Raw genomic sequence first — 18,030 nt, forward strand, 5'->3', positions numbered from 1 at the left:
CGTAAGACTCCGGTAACCCGCACCCGGTGACCGGGGGCAGTGAATCGGTCACGGTGTCCTTCACCGGAGCCGACGGGCGCTTGGATGCGGGACGCGTTGGACGCGGGCCGCGGCGCGGTCGCGGCGCCGTCGTGGAGTCTCAGCCGTCCAGCCGTCCAGCCGCCTCAGCCCTCCAGCCCCTCCCGTACCCGTCGCGACACCGTGATCGCATAGAGGTCGAGCACGCCCGGCGGTTCAGCCAGGCCGGGCCCGCCGGCCCGGATCCACGCGGCGATGTCGGCGAGCGCGTCGTCGTCGTTGACCAGCCCCAGCCACACGGGGCGCCCGCCGGCCGCCCGGCCCGCGGGCGACGGCTGGACCACGACCACATTCGCCTGGTCACAGACGTCCAGACACTCCGAGGCCCGTACCGGCGCCGCGCCGTCGAGCGCCGCGCGCAACCGGGGTATCTGCCCGGCGTGGTCGACACCCGGGATCTTGGCTGCATCGCCGCAGCAGCAGCCGCGGCACACGGTGACCCGGCACGGGGCCACGGTGGCTGCCCGTCCGGCACGCTTGTCGATCATCCGGCTCATGCTACGGGCCGGCGCCACGCTGCCCCCGTGCGGGGAGGGCCACCGTAAGGGGAAGGCCCGTGCGGGAAGGCCCTTGCGCGGGCAGCGCCCCCCCGTGCGGGAGGGCTCCGTGGGGGGAAGGCTCCGTGCAGGTGGGCCCCGGGATACGACCCCGGAATGCGACCCCGGAATGCGACCCCGGAATGCGACCCCGCGATGACGGCCGGGATACGACGCCATGACGGCCGAAGGACGCGGAAGACCAACCCGGGCCTGCGGGGTAGGAACCCGGGCCCGCGGGATAGACATCCGGCATGCCCCTCACCGACTCCCACCCGCAACCCCACCCCCACCCCGGCCCCGCGCCGGAGAGCGAGATACCCGGCCCGGCCGGGCTGCCCGTGCTCGGCTCGATGCTCGACCTCCGGCGCGACTCCCTCACCACGTTCCTCAACGCGCGGCGTGCGCACGGCGATGTGGTGCGGCTGGCGGCCGGACCGCCCGGTCTGCGCAGTGTGTTCCATGCGGTCTTCGCGCCCGAGGGCGTACAGCAGATCCTCGCCTCCCGGGCCGCCAACTTCCGTAAGGACCACCCGCTCTACGAGGAGGTCCGTCAGGCCTTCGGCAACGGCCTGCTCACCAGCCAGGACTCCGACTACCTCAGGCAGCGGCGGCTGGTGCAGCCGCTGTTCACCAAGCGCCGGGTCGACAGCTATGCCGCGGCGATCACGACCGAGGCCGGCACCCTCGCCGAGCGCTGGCGCACCGCCGAGGGCAACACCGCCGAGGGCAACACCGTCGACCTGGTCCCCGAGATGAACCGGCTGGCCCTGCGCACCGTCGCCCGGATCCTGTTCGGCCTGGACGCGGCGGCGGCCGAGGACGCCTTCCACCGGTGCGCCCCGGTCATCAACGCCTATGTCGTACGGCGTGCCTACGTACCCGTGAAGGTCCCGCGGGAGTGGCCCACCCCAGCGAACCTGCGGGCCCGGGCCGCCACCGACGAGCTGAACGCCCTGTGCGACCGCATCATCGCGGACCGGCGGGCGGCGAGCGGGGCGGCCACGGAAGCGGCGGACGAGGGTGACGACCTGCTGTCCCTGCTGGCCGCGGCCGGCAACGACGAGGACGGCTCCCTCGATGCGACCGAGGTCCGCGAACAGGTCCTGATCTTCCTGCTGGCGGGGCACGAAACCACCGCGACCTCCCTCGCCTTCACCCTCCACCTCCTCGCCCGGCACCCCGAGGAGCAGCAAAGGGTGCGCGAGGAGATCGACCGGGTGCTGGGCGAGCGCACCCCCACGGCCGCCGACCTGGACCGTCTGCCGTATCTGACCCAGGCGCTCAAGGAGTCCATGCGGCTGTATCCGGCGGCACCGGTGGTCAGCCGCCGGGCCGTGGCCGCAACGGAGATCGGCGGATATCGCATCCCGGCCGGTGCCGATGTGGTCGTCGCGCCCTGGGTCACCCACCGCAGCCCGGAGCTGTGGGAGGACCCGGAACGTTTCGACCCGCGGCGCTTTGCACCCGAGCGGGAGGCGGAACGGCACCGCTACGCCTGGTTCCCGTTCGGCGGCGGGCCGCGCGCCTGTATCGGGCAGCACTTCTCGATGCTGGAGTCCGTGCTGGCGCTGGCCGTGCTGCTGCGGGCGTACGAACTCGAAGCCGTGGACCGGGAGGTGCCGGTCGCCGCCGGGATCACCCTCCAGGCCACCGGCCCGGCGCGGGTGCGCCTGCGCCCGCGCCACGGAGCCGGGGAGTAGGGGAGTAGAGGGCTCCCCCGGGGCCCGGGGACGCCGCACGCGCACAGCGGAACAACGCAAACGCAACGGAAATAGCGTTTGCCTTTCGGTGGCGTCCCCCGTATCGTCGATCTCGGTCCCATTGCCGCCGATCGGAGAAGGCCGTTGCTCGTCTGAGGTCCACAGGCACCGCGCCCGCGACGGTGATCCGCCCTGCGCTTCCGGTATCCGGAGCGGCGGATCATGCCTCGCGCGGCCCGTCCGCGACCTCGGCGTACGTACGGCGTACCCGACGCACCCCGGCGTTTTGACGACGCGCCGATGACGCGGTGTCTCCCAGCGCATTCCCCGCATTCCCCGCCCTCGCCTTCGCGCCCAGGAGACCCCTGTGTCCATGCCACCCACCTCCGCGTCCTCCGCGGCCATCGTCTGCACCGGCCTCGGCTTCAGCTGGCCCGACGGCAGCCCCGTCCTGGAAAATCTCCCGCTGGCCGTCGGCCCCGGCCGTACGGGCCTCATCGGCTCCAACGGGGCCGGAAAGTCCACCCTGTTGAAGCTGATCGCGGGCGAGCTTCCCCCGACCGCCGGCAGCATCAAGGTCGCCGGCGAGGTCGGCTACCTCCCGCAGCACGCTCCGCTCGACACACACCTGCGGGTCGACGAAGCGCTCGGCATCGCCGCCGCGCGCGCCGCCCTGCACGCCATCGAGGGCGGCGACCCGAGCGAGGAGCACTTCACCGCCATCGGCGACGACTGGGACGTCGAGGAACGCGCCCGCGCCACCCTCGACCAGCTCGGACTGCCCGGTCTCGACCTCGACCGCACCATCGGCGAGGTGTCCGGCGGCGAGGGCGTCCTGCTGCGGCTGGCGGCCCTGTTGCTGCGCCGGCCGGACGTCCTGCTGCTCGACGAGCCCACCAACAACCTCGACCGGCCGGCCCGGCAGCGGCTGTACGACGCGGTCACCGGCTGGTCCGGCGTGCTCGTCGTGGTCAGCCACGATCGTGAACTCCTCGAACTCGTCGACCGGATCGCCGACCTCCGCGACGGCGAGATCCACTGGTACGGCGGCAACTTCAGCGCCTACGAACACGCCCTGGCCGTCGAACAGGAAGCGGCCGAGCGGACGGTGCGGGCCGCCGAGGCCGATGTCCAGCGACAGAAACGCGAACTGGCCGACGCCCAGGTCAAATTGGCGCGCAGGGTCCGCTACGGCAACAAGATGAACGCCAACAAGCGCGAGCCGAAGATCGTCATGAACGAGCGCAAGAGGGAGGCCCAGGTATCCGCGGGCAAGCACCGCATCCTGCACACCGAACGCCTCAAGGAGGCCAGGGAGCGCCTCGACGAGGCGGCCGAAGCGGTCCGGGACGACGACGAGATCCGTATCGACCTGCCGCACACCGCCGTACCGCCGGGCCGCACGGTACTCACCCTGCACGCCCTGCGCACCCGTTTCGGTGCCCATGCCGAGCTGGAGGTACGCGGCCCCGAACGCATCGCGCTGACCGGCCGCAACGGCTCCGGCAAGACCACCCTGCTGCGGACCCTCGCCGGTGAGATCCCACCGCAGGAGGGTGCCGCACGGACCCATGTCCCCTACCGCTTCCTGCCGCAGCGGCTGGATGTCCTCGACCCCGCGCTGACCGTGGCCGAGAACGTCGCCCGCTTCGCCCCGGACGCCACCAACAACCGCATCCGGGCCCGGCTCGCGCGCTTCCTGTTCAAGGGCGCCCGGGCCGACCAGCAGGCCGGCACGCTCTCCGGCGGCGAACGCTTCCGCGCCTCGCTCGCCGCGCTGATGCTGGCCGAGCCGGCCCCGCAGCTGCTGATGCTCGACGAGCCGACCAACAATCTCGACCTTGCGTCGGTCCGCCGGCTGGTCACCGCCCTGGAGTCCTACGAGGGCGCGCTCCTCGTCGTCAGCCACGATCCGGCGTTCCTCCGGGACATCGGCATCACGCGCCGGCTCGCCCTGGAGGACGGTGAACTGACCGATATCGCACCGCTGTAGACGGAGGGGCAGGCGAGCGGACGGTCCGTGGCGGGGGCGCCCGCCCGCCACGGACGGCCCGGGGCGGGCGGGGACGCCCCCTCGGCTCCCTCGGCCCCCCGGCCCCGCCCGCCCACCGCCCCGCGACGTCGGGCGTTCAGCCCGTGCCCGGCCGACCGACCCGCCGGGCACGGGCCCCCGCGCCGAACAGCTCCAGAGCCGCCCCGCACTGGGAATGCAGCGGCACCGGCAGCTCATGGGGAGCGCACCAGGCGAGCGCATCGAACTTGTGCGGTTCGCCGATCGTCACCTCGGCCGGCTCCACCCGTACGGCGAAGACCACCGCGACCCAGTGCGAGTCGACCGGGTCACCGCGCAGCACATTGCGCACCCCGATCTGCTCGATGCCGAGCGGCCGCACGCCGTACTCCTCGTGCACCTCCCGTGCCACGGCCGTCTCGAAGGACTCACCGAACTCCAGCGCCCCGGCGCCGCAGTCCCATGTCCCCGGCTCATCCCTGGCCCCCGCGCTCCGCCGGGCCAACAACACCCGCCCGGCGCCGTCATGGCACACGAACACACAGGACACCCCGGGCCCCGTCACCGTCATGTCTCCCGGTCCGTCCTCTCAGAAATGCCGCAGCAACGCGCCGAAGGACGGCAGCCGCAGGATCTTTTCGTCGGCGGGGTCCAGCTCCCCGTGCTCCAGGACCCAGGTGCGGTCGTGCGGGATGAACACCGCGTTCAGGCCCGCGGAACGGGCCGGCAGGATGTCCGACCTGGGGGAGTTCCCGATCATCCACGCCGAGCCCGGCTCCAGGTCGTAGGCGCGGGTCAGCTCCTCGTAGGTGGCGGTGTTCTTCTCCGCCACGATGTGGACGCCCCGGAAGTGCCGGACCAGCCCGGAGGCCGCGATCTTCCGCTGCTGCTCCTCGGTGTCGCCCTTCGTCAGCAGCAAAAGGTCGTGCCGCCGGGCGAGTTCGGCCAGGGTCTCGGCGACCCCGGGGATCAGCTCCACGCGGTCCCCGTCGAAGGCCGCGGCCCACCCGGAGATCCGCGCCGCCTCCTCGTCCGTCGCGGCCCGGCCCCGCAGCCGCGCCACGCACTCCCCGAGGCTGTGCAGGAAGACCTTGCTGCCGTACCCGAGGGTCACCGCGTTCGCCGCCTCGATCCCGTCGAGCACGGCCCGCACCCCACCCCGGTCGAGTCCGGGGTGGGTCATCCACTCCAGGAACTCGTCGATGACCCGCTCGAAGACCACGTTGTTCTCCCACAAGGTGTCATCCGCATCGAAGATCAGCATGCGCCGCCAGTCCCTCTCCCTCTCCCACTCCACCGACCGGCGCACCTTAGACACACCCGGCGGCCGTCCGCACCGCACATTCCGTGCGGGGCATCGTCGGCCCCCGGACGCGGCATGGTGGCACCCCGCCCCAGGTCCCCCCGATCACGCCATCGGGGCCGGGTCCCACGCCGCCAGCCGCCGCCCGCTCTCGAACCGCCGGGCCCGGCCGTCCACCGGATCGGTGAACTCCAGTACCGTGGCGAGCAGTTGAAGCGGAGCGGTGAAGTCGTCGGGGTCCGGGTCCCCGACCACCGGGTAGACCGGATCGTGGAGGATCGGCAGCCCGAGGCCGTTCATATGGACCCGCAGCTGATGGGTACGGCCGGTCGCGGGCAGCAGCCGGTACCGGCCCAGCCCGCCCCGCCGCTCCACCAGCTCGATCCGGCTCTCCGCATTGGCCGCACCGGCCTCCTCGCGCGCGGCGATCACCCCGCGTTCCTTCACGATCCGGCTGCGCACGGTCACCGGCAGCGCCACCGCCCCGTCGTAGGGCGCCACCGCCTCGTACTCCTTGCGCACCCGCCGCCCGCCGAACAGATTCTGGTAGGCGCCCCGGTCCTCGGGTCGTACGACGAACAGCGCCAGCCCCGCCGTCAGCCGGTCGAGCCGGTGCGCGGGCTGCAGCGCGGGCAGTTCCAGCTCGCGCCGCAGCCGGGCCAGCGCGGTCTCGGTGATGTGCCGCCCGCGCGGAGTCGTGGCGAGAAAGTGCGGTTTGTCGGCGATCACGATCCGCTCGTCGCGGTGAATGATCCGCACCTCGAACGGCACCGGCACCTCCGGCGCGAAGTCCCGGTGGAACCAGACATACCGTCCGGGCTCGTACGGCTCGTGCCCGCCGAGCGCCCCACTGATCCCGACGAACCGCCCCGCGCCCAGCATCGCGTCCACCCGCTGCGCCCCGATCGCCCCCTGGAACCGGTCGACCAGATGCTCCCGGACCGTGCCCCACCTCCCGTCCGGATCGGCGGGCAGCCGCACCCGTACGGGATCGATACCGTCGCGCTGGGGGAGCGGGGCGGGAGGGGCCGGGGATCTGCGTCTCACCCGGCAAGAGAACCCCAACCGGTCCGGCACCGCAAAGCGGGCCCGGGACGGCTCCGGGGCCCGGCCCGCTTTGTGCCTGTGGCAGACGCCGGCCGCGGGTCGTACGCCCGCCGTGACCAGGACATTCCGGCCCGCGACCGGGAAACGCAAAAGGTGCCGGTCGAAGATCGACCGGCACCTCTGTGCGTGATGGTGTCCGAGGGGGGACTTGAACCCCCACGCCCGATAAAGGGCACTAGCACCTCAAGCTAGCGCGTCTGCCATTCCGCCACCCGGACAAGGTGTCTGCCGGTGCGGCCTGGGCCGTTCCGACGTGGAAAACAATAGCAAACGTTCGCGGGTGGTCGATCACCCCTGCATTCGGCCGGAAGCGGGGCTGTGACCAGGGCGTGTCGGGAGTATTGCGGCCTTGGGCGCAGCGGGCGCCGGGTGGAGGATGGCAGTGGACCCGGCCGCGGGCCGTGCCCTCGGGGGCGCGACGCGGCCTTGAAGCCAGAGGAGGCACAGTGAGCGAGCTCGGCGAGCGAACCATGGAGAGGTGCGAGCCCTGCGGATGCGGGGCCGAGCGAAGCGAGGGCGCGGCATGAGCGAGTCGCAGTCGGGCCGTGCGGTGACCGGTGAGGACGAGGTCGTCGACCTGTGCCGGGATCTGATCAGGATGGACACCAGCAACTACGGCGATCATTCGGGCCCGGGAGAGCGGGCCGCCGCCGAATATGTCGCGGAGAAGCTCGCCGAGGTCGGCCTGGAGCCGCAGATCTTCGAGTCCCACCAGGGCCGCGCCTCGACCGTCGCCCGGATCGAGGGCGAGGACCGCTCGCGGCCCGGGCTGCTCATCCACGGGCACACCGACGTGGTGCCGGCCAACGCCGACGACTGGACCCACCACCCGTTCTCCGGGGAGATCGCCGACGGCTGCGTCTGGGGCCGGGGTGCGGTCGACATGAAGGACATGGACGCGATGACGCTGGCCGTCGTCCGTGACCGGCTGCGCACCGGGCGCAAGCCGCCGCGGGACATCGTGCTGGCATTCCTCGCGGACGAGGAGGCGGGTGGCACCTATGGCGCGCGCTACCTCGTCGACCACCACCCGCATCTCTTCGAGGGCGTCACGGAAGCGATCAGCGAGGTCGGCGGCTTCTCCTTCACCGTCAACGAGCAGGTGCGGCTCTACCTCATCGAGACGGCCCAGAAGGGCATGCACTGGATGAAGCTGACGGTGGACGGCAATGCCGGGCACGGTTCGATGATCCACAAGGACAACGCGATCACCGAACTGTCCGAGGCGGTCGGCCGGTTGGGCCGGCACGAGTTCCCGGTGCGCGTGACCAAGACACTGCGGTCCTTCCTCGACCAGCTCGGGGACGCGCTGGGCACCGAGCTCGACCCCGAGAACATGGACGCCACGCTGGCCAAGCTCGGTGGTATCGCCAAGCTGATCGGCGCCTCGCTCAAGAACACCGCCAACCCGACGCAGCTGGGCGCCGGCTACAAGGTCAACGTCATCCCGGGACAGGCCACCGCGCATGTCGACGGCCGTTTCCTGCCGGGCCACGAGGAGGAGTTCCTGGCCGACCTGGACCGGATCCTGGGCCCGCGGGTGAAGCGGGAGGACGTCCACGCGGACAAGGCGCTGGAGACCACCTTCGACGGTGCGCTGGTCGAGGCGATGCAGTCGGCGCTGCAGGCCGAGGACCCGATTGCGCGCGCCGTCCCGTACATGCTCTCCGCCGGTACGGACGCCAAGTCCTTCGACGATCTCGGGATCCGCGGATTCGGCTTCGCCCCGCTCAAGCTGCCGCCGGAGCTGGATTTCGCAGGGATGTTCCACGGGGTGGACGAGCGGGTGCCGGTGGACGGACTGAAGTTCGGGGTGCGGGTGCTCGATCGGTTCATCGACCAGAGCTGAATTCGGCGCGGATTACCTGCCTTTCGCGCCGGCTTCGCTGAAAAGGGTGAACGCGCCGATGTGTTCGTAGCTTCAACAGCATTTTTCTCGTTGCAGTGAGTGCGGTCCGCGGCTGGGATCGTATTGCCTACAAGGAGGAATAATGATCAAGAAGGTCGTCGCCGCTGCGGCAGTGGCCGGTGGTGTCGTGCTCGCCGGTGCGGGCCTGGCCGTTGCTGACTCGGGTGCCCAGGGCGCTTCCCTGAACTCCCCTGGTGTGGTGTCCGGTAACACCATCCAGGTTCCGGTGCACGTTCCGGTGAACGCCTGCGGCAACACGGTCTCCGTGATCGGGCTGCTGAACCCCGCGTTCGGCGCGGGCTGCGTCAACAAGTGACCTTCTGGCGTCCTTTGGCGTTGTATTTGCATCCGTAAGGGTCTGACTCGGTCCGGCTCCGGAAGGCGCACCATGCATTCCGGAGCCGCTGGGTATTCGGCGGGCCGGTGGATCTTTCCGAAGATCGTCACTTGCCCGTATTCCTGTAAGGCACTAGGCAGGGGAACAACCTATGAGACAGGTCGCACGAAAGGGCCTGATCACCATGGCGGCCGCCAGTGGCGTACTTGCCATGGCCGCCGGCTATGCACAGGCCGACGCGGGAGCCGCCGGAGGCGCGGCGAACTCGCCCGGTGTGGGATCCGGCAACAATGTTCAGGTACCGGTGCACGTACCGGTGAACGCCTGTGGCAACACCGTCAATGTCGTCGGGCTGCTGAACCCCGCGTTCGGCAACCACTGCGCCAACGTCGGCAGCGGTCGGCACGTCGGCGGGCACCAGGGCGGGCACCAGGGCGGTGCGAATGCCGCAGGCGGGGCTTCGAACTCGCCCGGTGTCGGGTCGGGCAACAGTGTCCAGGCTCCGGTCGACGTACCGGTGAACGCCTGTGGCAACAATGTCTCGGCGGCCGGGCTGCTGAACCCGGCCTTCGGCAACCACTGCGCCAATGGGTCGACGCCGGCCCCGGGCAGGCCGCACCACCCGGGGAAGCCCCACCACCCCGGCAAGCCGCAGCACCCGGGCAAGCCTCACCAGCCCGGGCAGCCGCACCACCCGGGCAAGCCCCATCAGCCGGGCAAGCCCAGCCAGCAGTCGCCGCACATCCCGGGGACGAAGCCGCAGACCGGGGGCCACAGCCAGATCGTGACGCCTCCCAAGCCTGTCGGGCACCTTGCGCAGACGGGTGCCGGAGGGGTCGGCTACGCGATTCCGGCCAGCGCCGGGCTGCTGCTCGGGGGCGCCTTGATCTACCGCAAGGCGCGCACCGCCCGCCGGTGAGCGGCAGCGGATAGCGCACTGGCGCTCCACGGAGCGGGCCCTGCCCAGCGGGGCCCGCTCTGCCGTGCTCAGGCGCCGGTGGCGCTCACCAGGTGGCGCGGAGCTGGCGGATGATCCGGCGGCGCAGCCGCACCTTGCGGCTCCCGTCCGGGTTCAGGCGCAGTCGGTCCAACTCCCAGTGTCCGTACTCGGCATGGTCGGTCAGCAGGCGAGTGGCGGCCTTCCGGGACACTCCCCGAGGCACGTACACATCGCAGAATTCGTATTCCGGCATCGCATCTATTGTGCGGGACCGGCCCCGGTACGGATAGCGTCTGCACTATGTCTGATGCTGCGCAGCCTTCCGCTGCCGAGGTACGTGCCGCCGCCGAGGCGGTCAAAGCCGCACTGGACCGTCACCTCGACGCGGTCGAACGCCGCTCGGGGCAGGACGATCCGGCCGTCTACGCCGCGTTCGACGAGCTCGCCGCGGCGGCTGAGGTCTATGACGAGCTGCTGTACGACACCTACGACGAGGTCACCCCCTTCGAGATCCCCGGGAGTGACGCACTGCCCGCCTACGCGGGTCCGGAGGAGCCGAGTGCGCTGAGTGTGCTGATCCGGCGCGACTACACCGTCGCCGAACCGCAGCGGCTGCTGCATCAGGCCCAGCGCATCGCCGACCTCGATCCGGATGCCGCCGACGAGGCCACGGGCAACGGCGCCGACGCCGCGGCGGTCGTCGGTACCAGCGTGCATGCGGCGCTGGGTGTGCTCTTCGGGGAGTTCGAGCCGGACGAGATCGCCTCCCGGCACAAGGAGTTCGGCCTGGAGGAGGGCGACTCCACCCTGTGGGTGGCGGCCGCCGACGACCCGGCCGAGCCGGGGGAGTGGCTGTCCGCACCGTTCGATCAGACAGATCCCCAGCGGGTGGTGTGCCGCTTCGACGTCAGCGCGGTCTTCGATGAGGAACTGGGCGACGACGAACTGGAATCGCCCGACCACGGAAGGTGAGGCCGTCCGTGGGGGCGCCCTGATCCGCCACCGCGGCCTGGCCCGCGTGCACCGACCGCTGCCCCGGTCCGTCGGCAGGAGACTGCTGACCGGCCGGGGCAAGCGGCTGTCGGGGGCGTGCGTGCGGGGGAGCGGGCGGGTATCCGGTCAGCCGGCCGCCGGCGGCTCCTCGGCGCTCTGGACACTGTGCTGCAGCAGGGTGCGCAGCCGGGTGGTGCGTTCCTTGACGGGTACTTCGGCGACCGCACGGGGCAGTGCCTGGTCGACACCCTGGACGACCGACAGGTGCTGCTCGCCGCGGCTGAAGGCGGTGTAGACCCAGGCGCGGGTCAGACCGCCGGCGGCGTCCCCGGGCAGGACGACCACCGCGGCGGGCCAGCGCATCCCGGCCGCCTGGTGCGCGGTGAGCGCCCAGCCGTGGCGTACGGCTCCCGCACCGACCTGCTCACGCGCCACCACGGCAGCGGTGCCGTCGCAGTCGAGATGCAGCCCGGACGCGTCCGCGCCGGTGACCGTGCCGGGCACCGTGCGGCCGGGGGCCGGGGTGTAGGCCACGCGGTCGCCGGGGTCGAAACCGCCGAACCGGCCGGGGCCGGGATTGAGCCGTTCCTTGAGGGCGGCGTTCAGTGCGCGGGTGCCGGCCGCGCCGCCGTGGCCGACGGTGATGACCTGGGTCTGCTCCGTGGGGACACCGAGCGCCCGGGGCACGGAGTCGGCGACCAGCTGGACGGTGCGGTGCACCCCTTCTCCGGCATCCCGCGCCGGCACGATCACCACTTCCTTGCCGGGCGCCTCGACCTGGCTCAGCTCGCCGATGCCGATGCCCGAGACCAGCTCGCCGATCGGGCCGAAGTCCGGGGTGCGGGAGGCGACCTGAGGGCAGAAGCGGGCCGCGAGCAGATCGGCGAACAGCCGGCCGGGACCGGCGGACCACAGCACCCCCGGGTCGCCGCTGAGCACCAGACGGGTCCCGTCGGTCAGCGACTCGACGAGCAGCGCGGCGGTCTCCAGATCCAGCTGCGGGGCGTCCAGCACGACCAGCAGATCGAGCGCGAGGGCGCCGTCGGCGTCGCGGCCCGGGCCCTGGCGGCCGGACAGCAGGCCGGACACGGTCACCGCGGCCGTGCCGGGGTCCATGGTCGCGTCAGCGACCTCCGGGGTGCTGGTGGTGAGGTGCGCTGCCAGGCGCCGCCGGCCGTTCTCGGTGTGCGTGGCGCCGAACGCCCGCAGGCCCAGCGAGCGGGCCGCGGCGATCAGCGCGGCAGGCTCGGCGCGGGCCGCCTCGGCACCGGTGTGCGCCACCAGGCCGCTGTGTGCGGCGGCGCGGACGAGCTCCGCGGCCGACGGCGACGGTGCGGCGGCCGCCGCGGCCTCCCAGGCGGCGGCGGAGGGGCGTACGGGCCGGGGGGTGGTGTCGTCGGCGTCGGCGGGGGCGTCGGCGGCTGCACCGGTGCCCGGGGCGCCGGGGGCGGGGGCGTCGGCGCCCTCCGTGGCCGGGCTCCGGTCGGCGTCCGCGGGCTCCATGGCTGCCGTGTCGTCGCCGGGCCCCCCGGCGTCCGCGGCGGTGTCCTGCCCCGGCTCCGCCACCGCTTCGAACGTGTTCAGCAGCCGCGCCAGGCCGTCGGCGACGCTCTCCTCGGCCATCGCGAACCGGTCCAGGCCGAGCAGGATCCGGACCGGCTGCTCTTCCTCCTCGTCGCCCGTGGTGGGACGGGCCCGGCCCGGTTCCTCGATTGCGTCCTGGAAAACCAGCACGGCACCGTCCGCGATGGCGGTCTGCAGGGCCTCGTCGGGGTCGGGCACCGAGCGCTGGGCGAGCGCAGCGCGCAGCGCGGCGGCCTCCAGGGCGGAGTGCCCCGCGACGGCGGCCTGTTCCAGCAGCCAGCCGACCAGCGCCTGTGCGCGCCGTTCGTCGCCCGGCCCGCAGGCGGGGCCGAGCAGTGCCCGGGCAAAGCCGTCGGCCTGCTCGGGGCGCACCCCGGGCACACCGAGCAACTGCCAGGGGTCCTCGCTCAGCGCCTCGGCCGCCCGCTCCCCGAGCACCTCCGCGGCGGGCTCCGCCAGCGTCTGGGGGGCGCCGCCCGCCGCGAGGACCTGTCGTACGCCCTCGATGCCGGGGGCCGTGGCCACGGCGGGGCGGGGGGCGGGAACCGGGCCGGCCGGAGCCGGTGCGGCGGCCGGGTTCATGGCGCCGGTGTCCGTGACGGGGGGCCGGGCCGGGCCGCCGGCGTCGTGTGCGGTGTGGGGCCGGGCGGCCTCCGGGGCGGGGCCGCCCGGTGCGCCCTGTGGGGTGCGGCCGACGGTGTCCGGGCCCTCCCCGGGGGGCCGGGTGGCGGGTGCGGCCTGCCTGGCGGGGCGGGGGGCGTCGTTGAAGAACGAAGCGGCCGTGCGCTCGCCGCTCTCCACCGCGCGTACCGCCGCAGCCAGCGCGTCCGCGGTGGCGTTGGCCGGCGCGGACACCGTGGGCTCCCGCACCGCACCGGAGCCGGGAGCCGGGGCCTCGGCGCCGGGTGCCGCGGGCGCCGGCTCGCTCACCGGCGTCGTCGTGTCCGCGGGCCGTGTCCGGGAGTCTTCCGGCGCTGTCGCGTCGGTGTCCGGTGCGGTGGTGTTTTCCGGTGCCGTCGTGTCCGTGTCCGTGTCCGTGTCCGTGCCCGGCGCCGTGGCGTCCTCCGCTGCCGCGGGGGCCTCCGGTGCCGCGGGGTGGTCGGGTGTCTGGGCATCCGCAGTCCCGGGCGCGGCCTCCTGCTCGGGCGGGGTTTCGCCGGCGAGGCGGTCGGTACTCACAGCGTGCTCCAGTCGTGATCGGGGTAGTGGTGCACCGGAGCCGAAACATCGTCCAGCGCCCGGCGGATCTCGTCAGGAAGACTAAGGGTCTCCACTGACAATGCGGCTCTGAGCTGCTGCTCCGTGCGGGCGCCCAGGATCGGCGCGGTCACTCCGGGGCGGTCGCGGACCCAGGAGAGCGCGACCTGGACCGGGGTGACGGCCAGCCCGTCGGCGGCGGTGGTGACCGCTTCGACGACCCGGCCCGCCGTCTCGTCGAGATAGGGCGCGACGAACGGCGCCAGCTGTTCCGAGGCGCCCCGCGAGTCGGCCGGCGTCGCATGGCGGTACTTGCCGGTCAGCACGCCCCGCCCGAGCGGCGACGACGGCAGCAGGCCCATGCCGAGATCGAGGGCCGCCGGCAGCACCTCCCGCTCGATGCCGCGCTGGAGCAGGGAATACTCCATTTGAGTGCTCGCCAGCCGGGTGCGTACACCGGGCGCAGCCAGCTGCCAGGTGCCCGCCTTGGCGAGCTGCCAGCCGGAGAAGTTCGACAGCCCCACATAGCGCGCCCGGCCGCTGGTCACGGCCAGGTCGAGGGCCTGCAGGGTCTCCTCCAGCGGCGTGTGCGGATCGAAGGCGTGCAGCTGCCACAGGTCGACGTACTCGGTGCCCAGCCGCTCCAGGGAGGCGTCGAGGGCGGCGAGGAGATGGCGCCGGGAGCCGTCGACGCGGCGGTCCGGCTCCAGGACGCTGCCGGCCTTGGTCGCGATGACCAGGTCCTCGCGCGGAACGAGCCCTTCCGTCAGCCGGCCCAGGAGGTACTCGGCGCCGCCGTCGGCGTAGATGTCGGCGGTGTCCACCAGAGTGCCGCCGGCCTCCCAGAACGCCTTGAGCTGGTCGGCGGCTTCCTGCTCGTCCGTGTCGCGGGCCCAGTTCAGGGTGCCGAGCCCGAGGCGGGACACGCGAAGGCCCGTACGGCCGAGGTGCCTTTGCTCCATGGGCCTTGAGATTACTGGCCGCGAGCCGGGAACAGGGGACCTGTGGACAACCCGCCGATGACGCCCGGCGGGGGCGCGCGCTACAGTCCCCGGAACAGCGACGTTACTGATCGGTAAGGGGAGCGGCATGAGGCTTGGCATCAACCTCGGCTACTGGGGCGCCGGTATGGACTCCGACAATCTCGCGGTGGCACAGGAGGCCGACCGCCTCGGCTACTCCGTCTGCTGGGCCGCGGAGGCCTATGGCTCCGACGCAGCCACCGTGCTCTCCTGGGTTGCGGCCCAGACCGAGCGGATCGACATCGGTTCGGCGATCTTCCAGATCCCGGCGCGTACGCCCGCGATGACCGCGATGACGGCCGCCACCCTGGATTCCCTCTCCGGGGGCCGGTTCCGGCTGGGGCTCGGTGTCTCGGGGCCGCAGGTGTCCGAGGGCTGGTACGGCGTCAAGTTCGACAAGCCGCTGGCGCGCACCCGCGAGTACGTGGACATCGTCCGCAAGGCCATGTCGCGCGAGCGGCTGTCCTACGAGGGCGAGCACTGGACGCTGCCGCTGCCGGGCGGCCCGGGCAAGCCCCTGAAGCTCACCGTCCATCCGCAGCGCGAGCACATCCCGCTCTACATCGCCGCGATCGGCCCGAAGAACCTCCAGCAGACCGGTGAGATCGCCGACGGTGCTCTGCTGATCTTCCCCTCGGCCGACCACCTGGAGGAGACCGCGATCTCGCACCTCCGGGCCGGGCGCGAGAAGGCGGGCAAGACGCTGGACGGCTTCGACGTCTGCCCGACGCTGCCGCTGGCCGTCGGCGCGGACCAGGACGTCAGCACGCTCGCCGACATGTTCCGTCCGTACACCGCCCTGTACGTCGGAGGTATGGGCAGCCCGAAGCAGAACTTCTACAACCAGCTCGCCCAGCGCATGGGCTACGGGAAGGAAGCCGCCGAGATCCAGAGCAAGTACCTGTCCGGCGACAAGGAAGGCGCCGCCGCCGCGATCCCGGAGCAGCTGATCGACCAGACCACGCTGCTCGGCTCCGTCGAGCGGATCGCCGAGCGGATGCAGGCCTACGCGGCGGCCGGAGTGACCACGCTGACGCTGGCCCCGGCGGGCTTCACCCTGGAGGACCGCCTCGCCTCGCTGCGGGCCGGCACCGAGGCGCTGGAGCGGGCCGGCCTGGCGTAGGCCACCGGGCCGGCCTGGCGTAGGCCACCGGGCCGGCAGGCTCGTACCGGAAACCGTCCGGGCGCCGGCACACGGCCCGGTGTGCCCGCGGTGCCGGGCCGGTCGGGCCCGCCGCGGCCGTGGCGGGGGCTCGGGGGATCTTCCCCGCCGCGGCCGTCGGGCAGCACAACGCGGTGAAGCACGCCCGGGTTACGCCCGCCACCGGGAAGGACATCGACCGAACGGCCGCACGGGCCGCCGCTCCGGTTGCCTCCCGCGGAACACCCGCTTTGACTTTTCCTACGGGTGTGTCCGTTCGGAGGTGGCGCAGATGATCTCGGCCCGAAGCCTGTTCCAGGAGATCGTCGACAACGACGACTCCTACCGCCTGTTCTGCTCCATCGCGGCCAGCGGAGAGGCTCAGGGCGGTTGGGAGAACGGCCGGATCGCCGCCCTCATGCCCGCCTCGCTGCGTGCGCTGGCGCCCAAGGTCACCCGGCACGGCGCGGACGAGGACAAGCACGGCCGGATCTTCCACGCCCTGTTGCGCAAGCGCGGCCTGACGCCCGCCGAAGTCCCCGCGGAGACCGACTACACCGCGCTGCTGGAGCGGCAGGGCATCGGCCTGGCACACGACAAGCTGCGCCGCGACGAACCGCTCACCGAGCTCGACATCATCACCTACCTCGCCCACAGCCGGGTCACCGAACAGCGTGCCGCCGACCAGATGGTGATGCTCAACAAGTACTTCGGCGACCACCCCGAGGTGGGCAAGGCGATCCGGATGATCTCCCACGACGAGGACAATCACCTGGCGTACTGTCACGAGGAACTGCTGCGGCTGGCCCGCCTCGGCCACGGCCGGACCATCCAACGGATCCTGCACGACTGCGCCCATGCCGAGATGGTCGTCTACCGGGACGTCAGCCTGGCCGTGATGGACCACATGGGCCGCATCCTGCGGTGGCCGAAAGGGAAAAACGGCGGGATCACCACCGGGATCCGGGCGATGTACGGCTATGAGCGGCTCGGCGGCTGGCGGCGGATGGTCAGCCTCCGGATGCCCGAGCGCCGGGACGCGCTGGGTGGCCCGGCCACCTCGGCGCCGGAATTCGCCTGAGCCCTCCGGGGCGCACGGTTGCCGGGACCGCCCACGTCACAGCCAGCCGCGGCGTTTGAACAGCCGGTAGAGCGAGACCTCGATGACGACCATCACCAGCAGGATCGTGGGATAGCCCAGGTGCCACTTCAGCTCCGGCATGTAATCGAAGTTCATGCCGTAGATGCCGGCGATCAGGGTCGGTACGGCCGCCAGCGCCGCCCAGGCCGAGATCTTGCGCATGTCGTCGTTCTGCCGTACGCCCATCTGCGCCAGATGGGCGGCGAGGATGTCCGAGAGCAGCCGGTCCAGGCTCTCCACCGACTCGTTGGCGCGGGTGAGGTGGTCGTCGACGTCGCGGAAGAACGGCCGGGCGTGGTCGTGCACGTACGGCACGCCGGGGTTCTGCAGGAGGGTCATCGGCGCGGCCAGGGGGCCGGTCGCCCGCCGGAATTCCAGCACCTCGCGCTTGAACGCATAGATTTCAGCCGCGGTGTTCTTGGTGTCCCGCCGCACCGGCGCGAACACCTCCGCCTCCAACTCCTCCAGATCCAGCTGGAGTTCGGAGGCCACGTCGATGTAGTGGTCGACCACCGCGTCGCAGACCGCGTACAGCACCGCCCCGGGGCCGTGCCGGAGGATCTTCGGGTGTTCCTCCAGCCGCCGGCGCACCGCCGCCAGCGGGCTGGCCTCGCCGTGCCGGACGGTGACCACGAACGCCTCGCCCAGGAAGACCATCACCTCCGACGCGGTCACCGTGGAGGCCTCGTCGTCGTAGGTGATCGGCTTCAGCACCATGAACAGCGAGTCGTCGTAGACCTCCAGCTTGGGCCGCTGATGCGCCTTGAGCGCATCCTCGACGGCCAGCGGGTGCAGCCCGAATTCGCTGCTGACGAGATCGAACTCCCGCTCCGTCGGCTCGTACATCCCCAGCCACAGGAAGGCATCACCCTCGGCCCGCGCCTCCTCCAGCGCGCGGGAGAAGTCGGTCGCGCACTCGGCGCGGCGGCCGTCCCGGTAGATGGCGCAGTCCACGATCACACCTGGCATTCTCGCTCGTCACACCGCCGTCTGCCAGGAACACGGACCGGGAACGTAGGGTGGCGCTC

The 18,030-nt window shown here is 72.2% G+C and carries 16 protein-coding genes and 1 tRNA gene; 8 read left to right on the forward strand and 9 right to left on the reverse strand.

Translation table 11 applies throughout. The features are described from left to right. Nucleotides 1–164: 164 nt before the first annotated feature. Entirely contained in the window at nucleotides 165–566 is a 402-nt protein-coding gene (locus ACF088_RS21795; RefSeq protein WP_392377437.1) for a (2Fe-2S) ferredoxin domain-containing protein, read from the reverse strand. A 302-nt stretch (nucleotides 567–868) separates the two neighbouring features. On the opposite strand from ACF088_RS21795, the gene ACF088_RS21800 reads away from it, so the two are divergent. Together ACF088_RS21800 and ACF088_RS21805 are read left to right on the forward strand one after the other, a co-directional pair. Continuing rightward, nucleotides 869–2,317, forward strand: coding sequence for a cytochrome P450 (locus ACF088_RS21800; RefSeq protein WP_392377438.1), 1,449 nt, complete (start codon nucleotides 869–871; stop codon nucleotides 2,315–2,317). A gap of 373 nt (nucleotides 2,318–2,690) precedes the next feature. Next, nucleotides 2,691–4,310 (forward strand): ABC-F family ATP-binding cassette domain-containing protein, encoded by a 1,620-nt coding sequence (locus ACF088_RS21805; RefSeq protein WP_392377599.1) that lies wholly within the window; start codon nucleotides 2,691–2,693, stop codon nucleotides 4,308–4,310. A gap of 136 nt (nucleotides 4,311–4,446) precedes the next feature. Here the strand turns inward: ACF088_RS21805 and ACF088_RS21810 are convergent, their stop codons facing one another. The 4 genes from ACF088_RS21810 to ACF088_RS21825 form a co-directional block, all read right to left on the reverse strand. Continuing rightward, nucleotides 4,447–4,899, reverse strand: a complete 453-nt coding sequence (locus ACF088_RS21810; protein ID WP_392377439.1) for an NUDIX hydrolase — start codon at nucleotides 4,897–4,899, stop codon at nucleotides 4,447–4,449. 18 nt (nucleotides 4,900–4,917) lie between these two features. Next, nucleotides 4,918–5,592: an HAD family hydrolase gene (locus ACF088_RS21815; RefSeq protein ID WP_392377600.1), complete on the reverse strand. Its 675-nt coding sequence runs from the start codon at nucleotides 5,590–5,592 to the stop codon at nucleotides 4,918–4,920. 144 nt (nucleotides 5,593–5,736) lie between these two features. Next, complete coding sequence (locus ACF088_RS21820) at nucleotides 5,737–6,678, reverse strand: pseudouridine synthase (protein ID WP_392377440.1); 942 nt, start codon at nucleotides 6,676–6,678, stop codon at nucleotides 5,737–5,739. Nucleotides 6,679–6,868: 190 nt separating this feature from the next. Continuing rightward, a tRNA-Leu gene (locus ACF088_RS21825) sits at nucleotides 6,869–6,956 on the reverse strand. 305 nt (nucleotides 6,957–7,261) lie between these two features. Between ACF088_RS21825 and ACF088_RS21830 the strand changes: the two genes are divergently transcribed. The 3 genes from ACF088_RS21830 (at nucleotide 7,262) to ACF088_RS21840 (ending at nucleotide 9,903) form a co-directional block, all read left to right on the forward strand. Further along, the gene (locus ACF088_RS21830) at nucleotides 7,262–8,587 is read left to right on the forward strand and encodes a M20/M25/M40 family metallo-hydrolase (protein WP_392377441.1); all 1,326 of its coding nucleotides are present in this window, start codon (nucleotides 7,262–7,264) and stop codon (nucleotides 8,585–8,587) included. A 142-nt stretch (nucleotides 8,588–8,729) separates the two neighbouring features. Then, a complete protein-coding gene (locus ACF088_RS21835; protein WP_328388250.1) occupies nucleotides 8,730–8,963 on the forward strand; it encodes a chaplin in 234 nt (77 codons plus the stop codon). Between the two features lie 172 nt (nucleotides 8,964–9,135). Continuing rightward, nucleotides 9,136–9,903 carry a chaplin gene (locus ACF088_RS21840; RefSeq protein WP_392377442.1) on the forward strand — a complete coding sequence of 256 codons (768 nt, stop codon included), beginning with the start codon at nucleotides 9,136–9,138 and terminating at the stop codon, nucleotides 9,901–9,903. An 85-nt stretch (nucleotides 9,904–9,988) separates the two neighbouring features. On the opposite strand, the gene ACF088_RS21845 is transcribed toward ACF088_RS21840, so the two are convergent. Continuing rightward, entirely contained in the window at nucleotides 9,989–10,177 is a 189-nt protein-coding gene (locus ACF088_RS21845) for a DUF5703 family protein (RefSeq protein WP_006607658.1), read from the reverse strand. Nucleotides 10,178–10,224: 47 nt separating this feature from the next. Here ACF088_RS21845 and ACF088_RS21850 point away from each other — a divergent pair, with 47 nt between their 5' ends. Then, nucleotides 10,225–10,896, forward strand: coding sequence for a hypothetical protein (locus ACF088_RS21850; RefSeq protein ID WP_392377443.1), 672 nt, complete (start codon nucleotides 10,225–10,227; stop codon nucleotides 10,894–10,896). 147 nt (nucleotides 10,897–11,043) lie between these two features. Here the strand turns inward: ACF088_RS21850 and ACF088_RS21855 are convergent, their stop codons facing one another. Continuing rightward, nucleotides 11,044–13,680 (reverse strand): helix-hairpin-helix domain-containing protein, encoded by a 2,637-nt coding sequence (locus ACF088_RS21855; protein WP_392377444.1) that lies wholly within the window; start codon nucleotides 13,678–13,680, stop codon nucleotides 11,044–11,046. Further along, nucleotides 13,677–14,660 (reverse strand): aldo/keto reductase, encoded by a 984-nt coding sequence (locus ACF088_RS21860; RefSeq protein ID WP_392377445.1) that lies wholly within the window; start codon nucleotides 14,658–14,660, stop codon nucleotides 13,677–13,679. Before ACF088_RS21860 ends, ACF088_RS21855 begins: the two co-directional genes overlap by 4 nt. Before the next feature lie 127 nt (nucleotides 14,661–14,787). On the opposite strand from ACF088_RS21860, the gene ACF088_RS21865 reads away from it, so the two are divergent. Then, nucleotides 14,788–15,843 carry an LLM class F420-dependent oxidoreductase gene (locus ACF088_RS21865; protein WP_392377446.1) on the forward strand — a complete coding sequence of 352 codons (1,056 nt, stop codon included), beginning with the start codon at nucleotides 14,788–14,790 and terminating at the stop codon, nucleotides 15,841–15,843. A 310-nt stretch (nucleotides 15,844–16,153) separates the two neighbouring features. Beyond that, nucleotides 16,154–16,942: a ferritin-like domain-containing protein gene (locus tag ACF088_RS21870; protein WP_392377447.1), complete on the forward strand. Its 789-nt coding sequence runs from the start codon at nucleotides 16,154–16,156 to the stop codon at nucleotides 16,940–16,942. Between the two features lie 36 nt (nucleotides 16,943–16,978). Here the strand turns inward: ACF088_RS21870 and corA are convergent, their stop codons facing one another. Then, nucleotides 16,979–17,971 (reverse strand): magnesium/cobalt transporter CorA, encoded by a 993-nt coding sequence (gene corA, locus ACF088_RS21875; RefSeq protein WP_392377448.1) that lies wholly within the window; start codon nucleotides 17,969–17,971, stop codon nucleotides 16,979–16,981. Nucleotides 17,972–18,030 lie beyond the last annotated feature (59 nt).

Source organism: Streptomyces sp. NPDC015125 (assembly GCF_043080045.1).
Lineage (GTDB): Bacteria > Actinomycetota > Actinomycetes > Streptomycetales > Streptomycetaceae > Streptomyces.

Bases quoted from the DNA above. Each gene is read 5' to 3' on its own strand.
- ACF088_RS21800 (WP_392377438.1), top strand. From the start codon at position 869: ATGCCCCTCACCGACTCCCACCCGCAACCCCACCCCCACCCCGGCCCC.
- ACF088_RS21835 (WP_328388250.1), top strand. From the start codon at position 8,730: ATGATCAAGAAGGTCGTCGCCGCTGCGGCAGTGGCCGGTGGTGTCGTG.
- ACF088_RS21795 (WP_392377437.1), bottom strand. From the start codon at position 566: ATGATCGACAAGCGTGCCGGACGGGCAGCCACCGTGGCCCCGTGCCGG.
- ACF088_RS21810 (WP_392377439.1), bottom strand. From the start codon at position 4,899: ATGACGGTGACGGGGCCCGGGGTGTCCTGTGTGTTCGTGTGCCATGAC.
- ACF088_RS21860 (WP_392377445.1), bottom strand. From the start codon at position 14,660: ATGGAGCAAAGGCACCTCGGCCGTACGGGCCTTCGCGTGTCCCGCCTC.
- ACF088_RS21845 (WP_006607658.1), bottom strand. From the start codon at position 10,177: ATGCCGGAATACGAATTCTGCGATGTGTACGTGCCTCGGGGAGTGTCC.
- ACF088_RS21815 (WP_392377600.1), bottom strand. From the start codon at position 5,592: ATGCTGATCTTCGATGCGGATGACACCTTGTGGGAGAACAACGTGGTC.
- ACF088_RS21840 (WP_392377442.1), top strand. From the start codon at position 9,136: ATGAGACAGGTCGCACGAAAGGGCCTGATCACCATGGCGGCCGCCAGT.
- ACF088_RS21865 (WP_392377446.1), top strand. From the start codon at position 14,788: ATGAGGCTTGGCATCAACCTCGGCTACTGGGGCGCCGGTATGGACTCC.
- ACF088_RS21805 (WP_392377599.1), top strand. From the start codon at position 2,691: ATGCCACCCACCTCCGCGTCCTCCGCGGCCATCGTCTGCACCGGCCTC.
- ACF088_RS21850 (WP_392377443.1), top strand. From the start codon at position 10,225: ATGTCTGATGCTGCGCAGCCTTCCGCTGCCGAGGTACGTGCCGCCGCC.
- ACF088_RS21870 (WP_392377447.1), top strand. From the start codon at position 16,154: ATGATCTCGGCCCGAAGCCTGTTCCAGGAGATCGTCGACAACGACGAC.
- corA (WP_392377448.1), bottom strand. From the start codon at position 17,971: ATGCCAGGTGTGATCGTGGACTGCGCCATCTACCGGGACGGCCGCCGC.
- ACF088_RS21830 (WP_392377441.1), top strand. From the start codon at position 7,262: ATGAGCGAGTCGCAGTCGGGCCGTGCGGTGACCGGTGAGGACGAGGTC.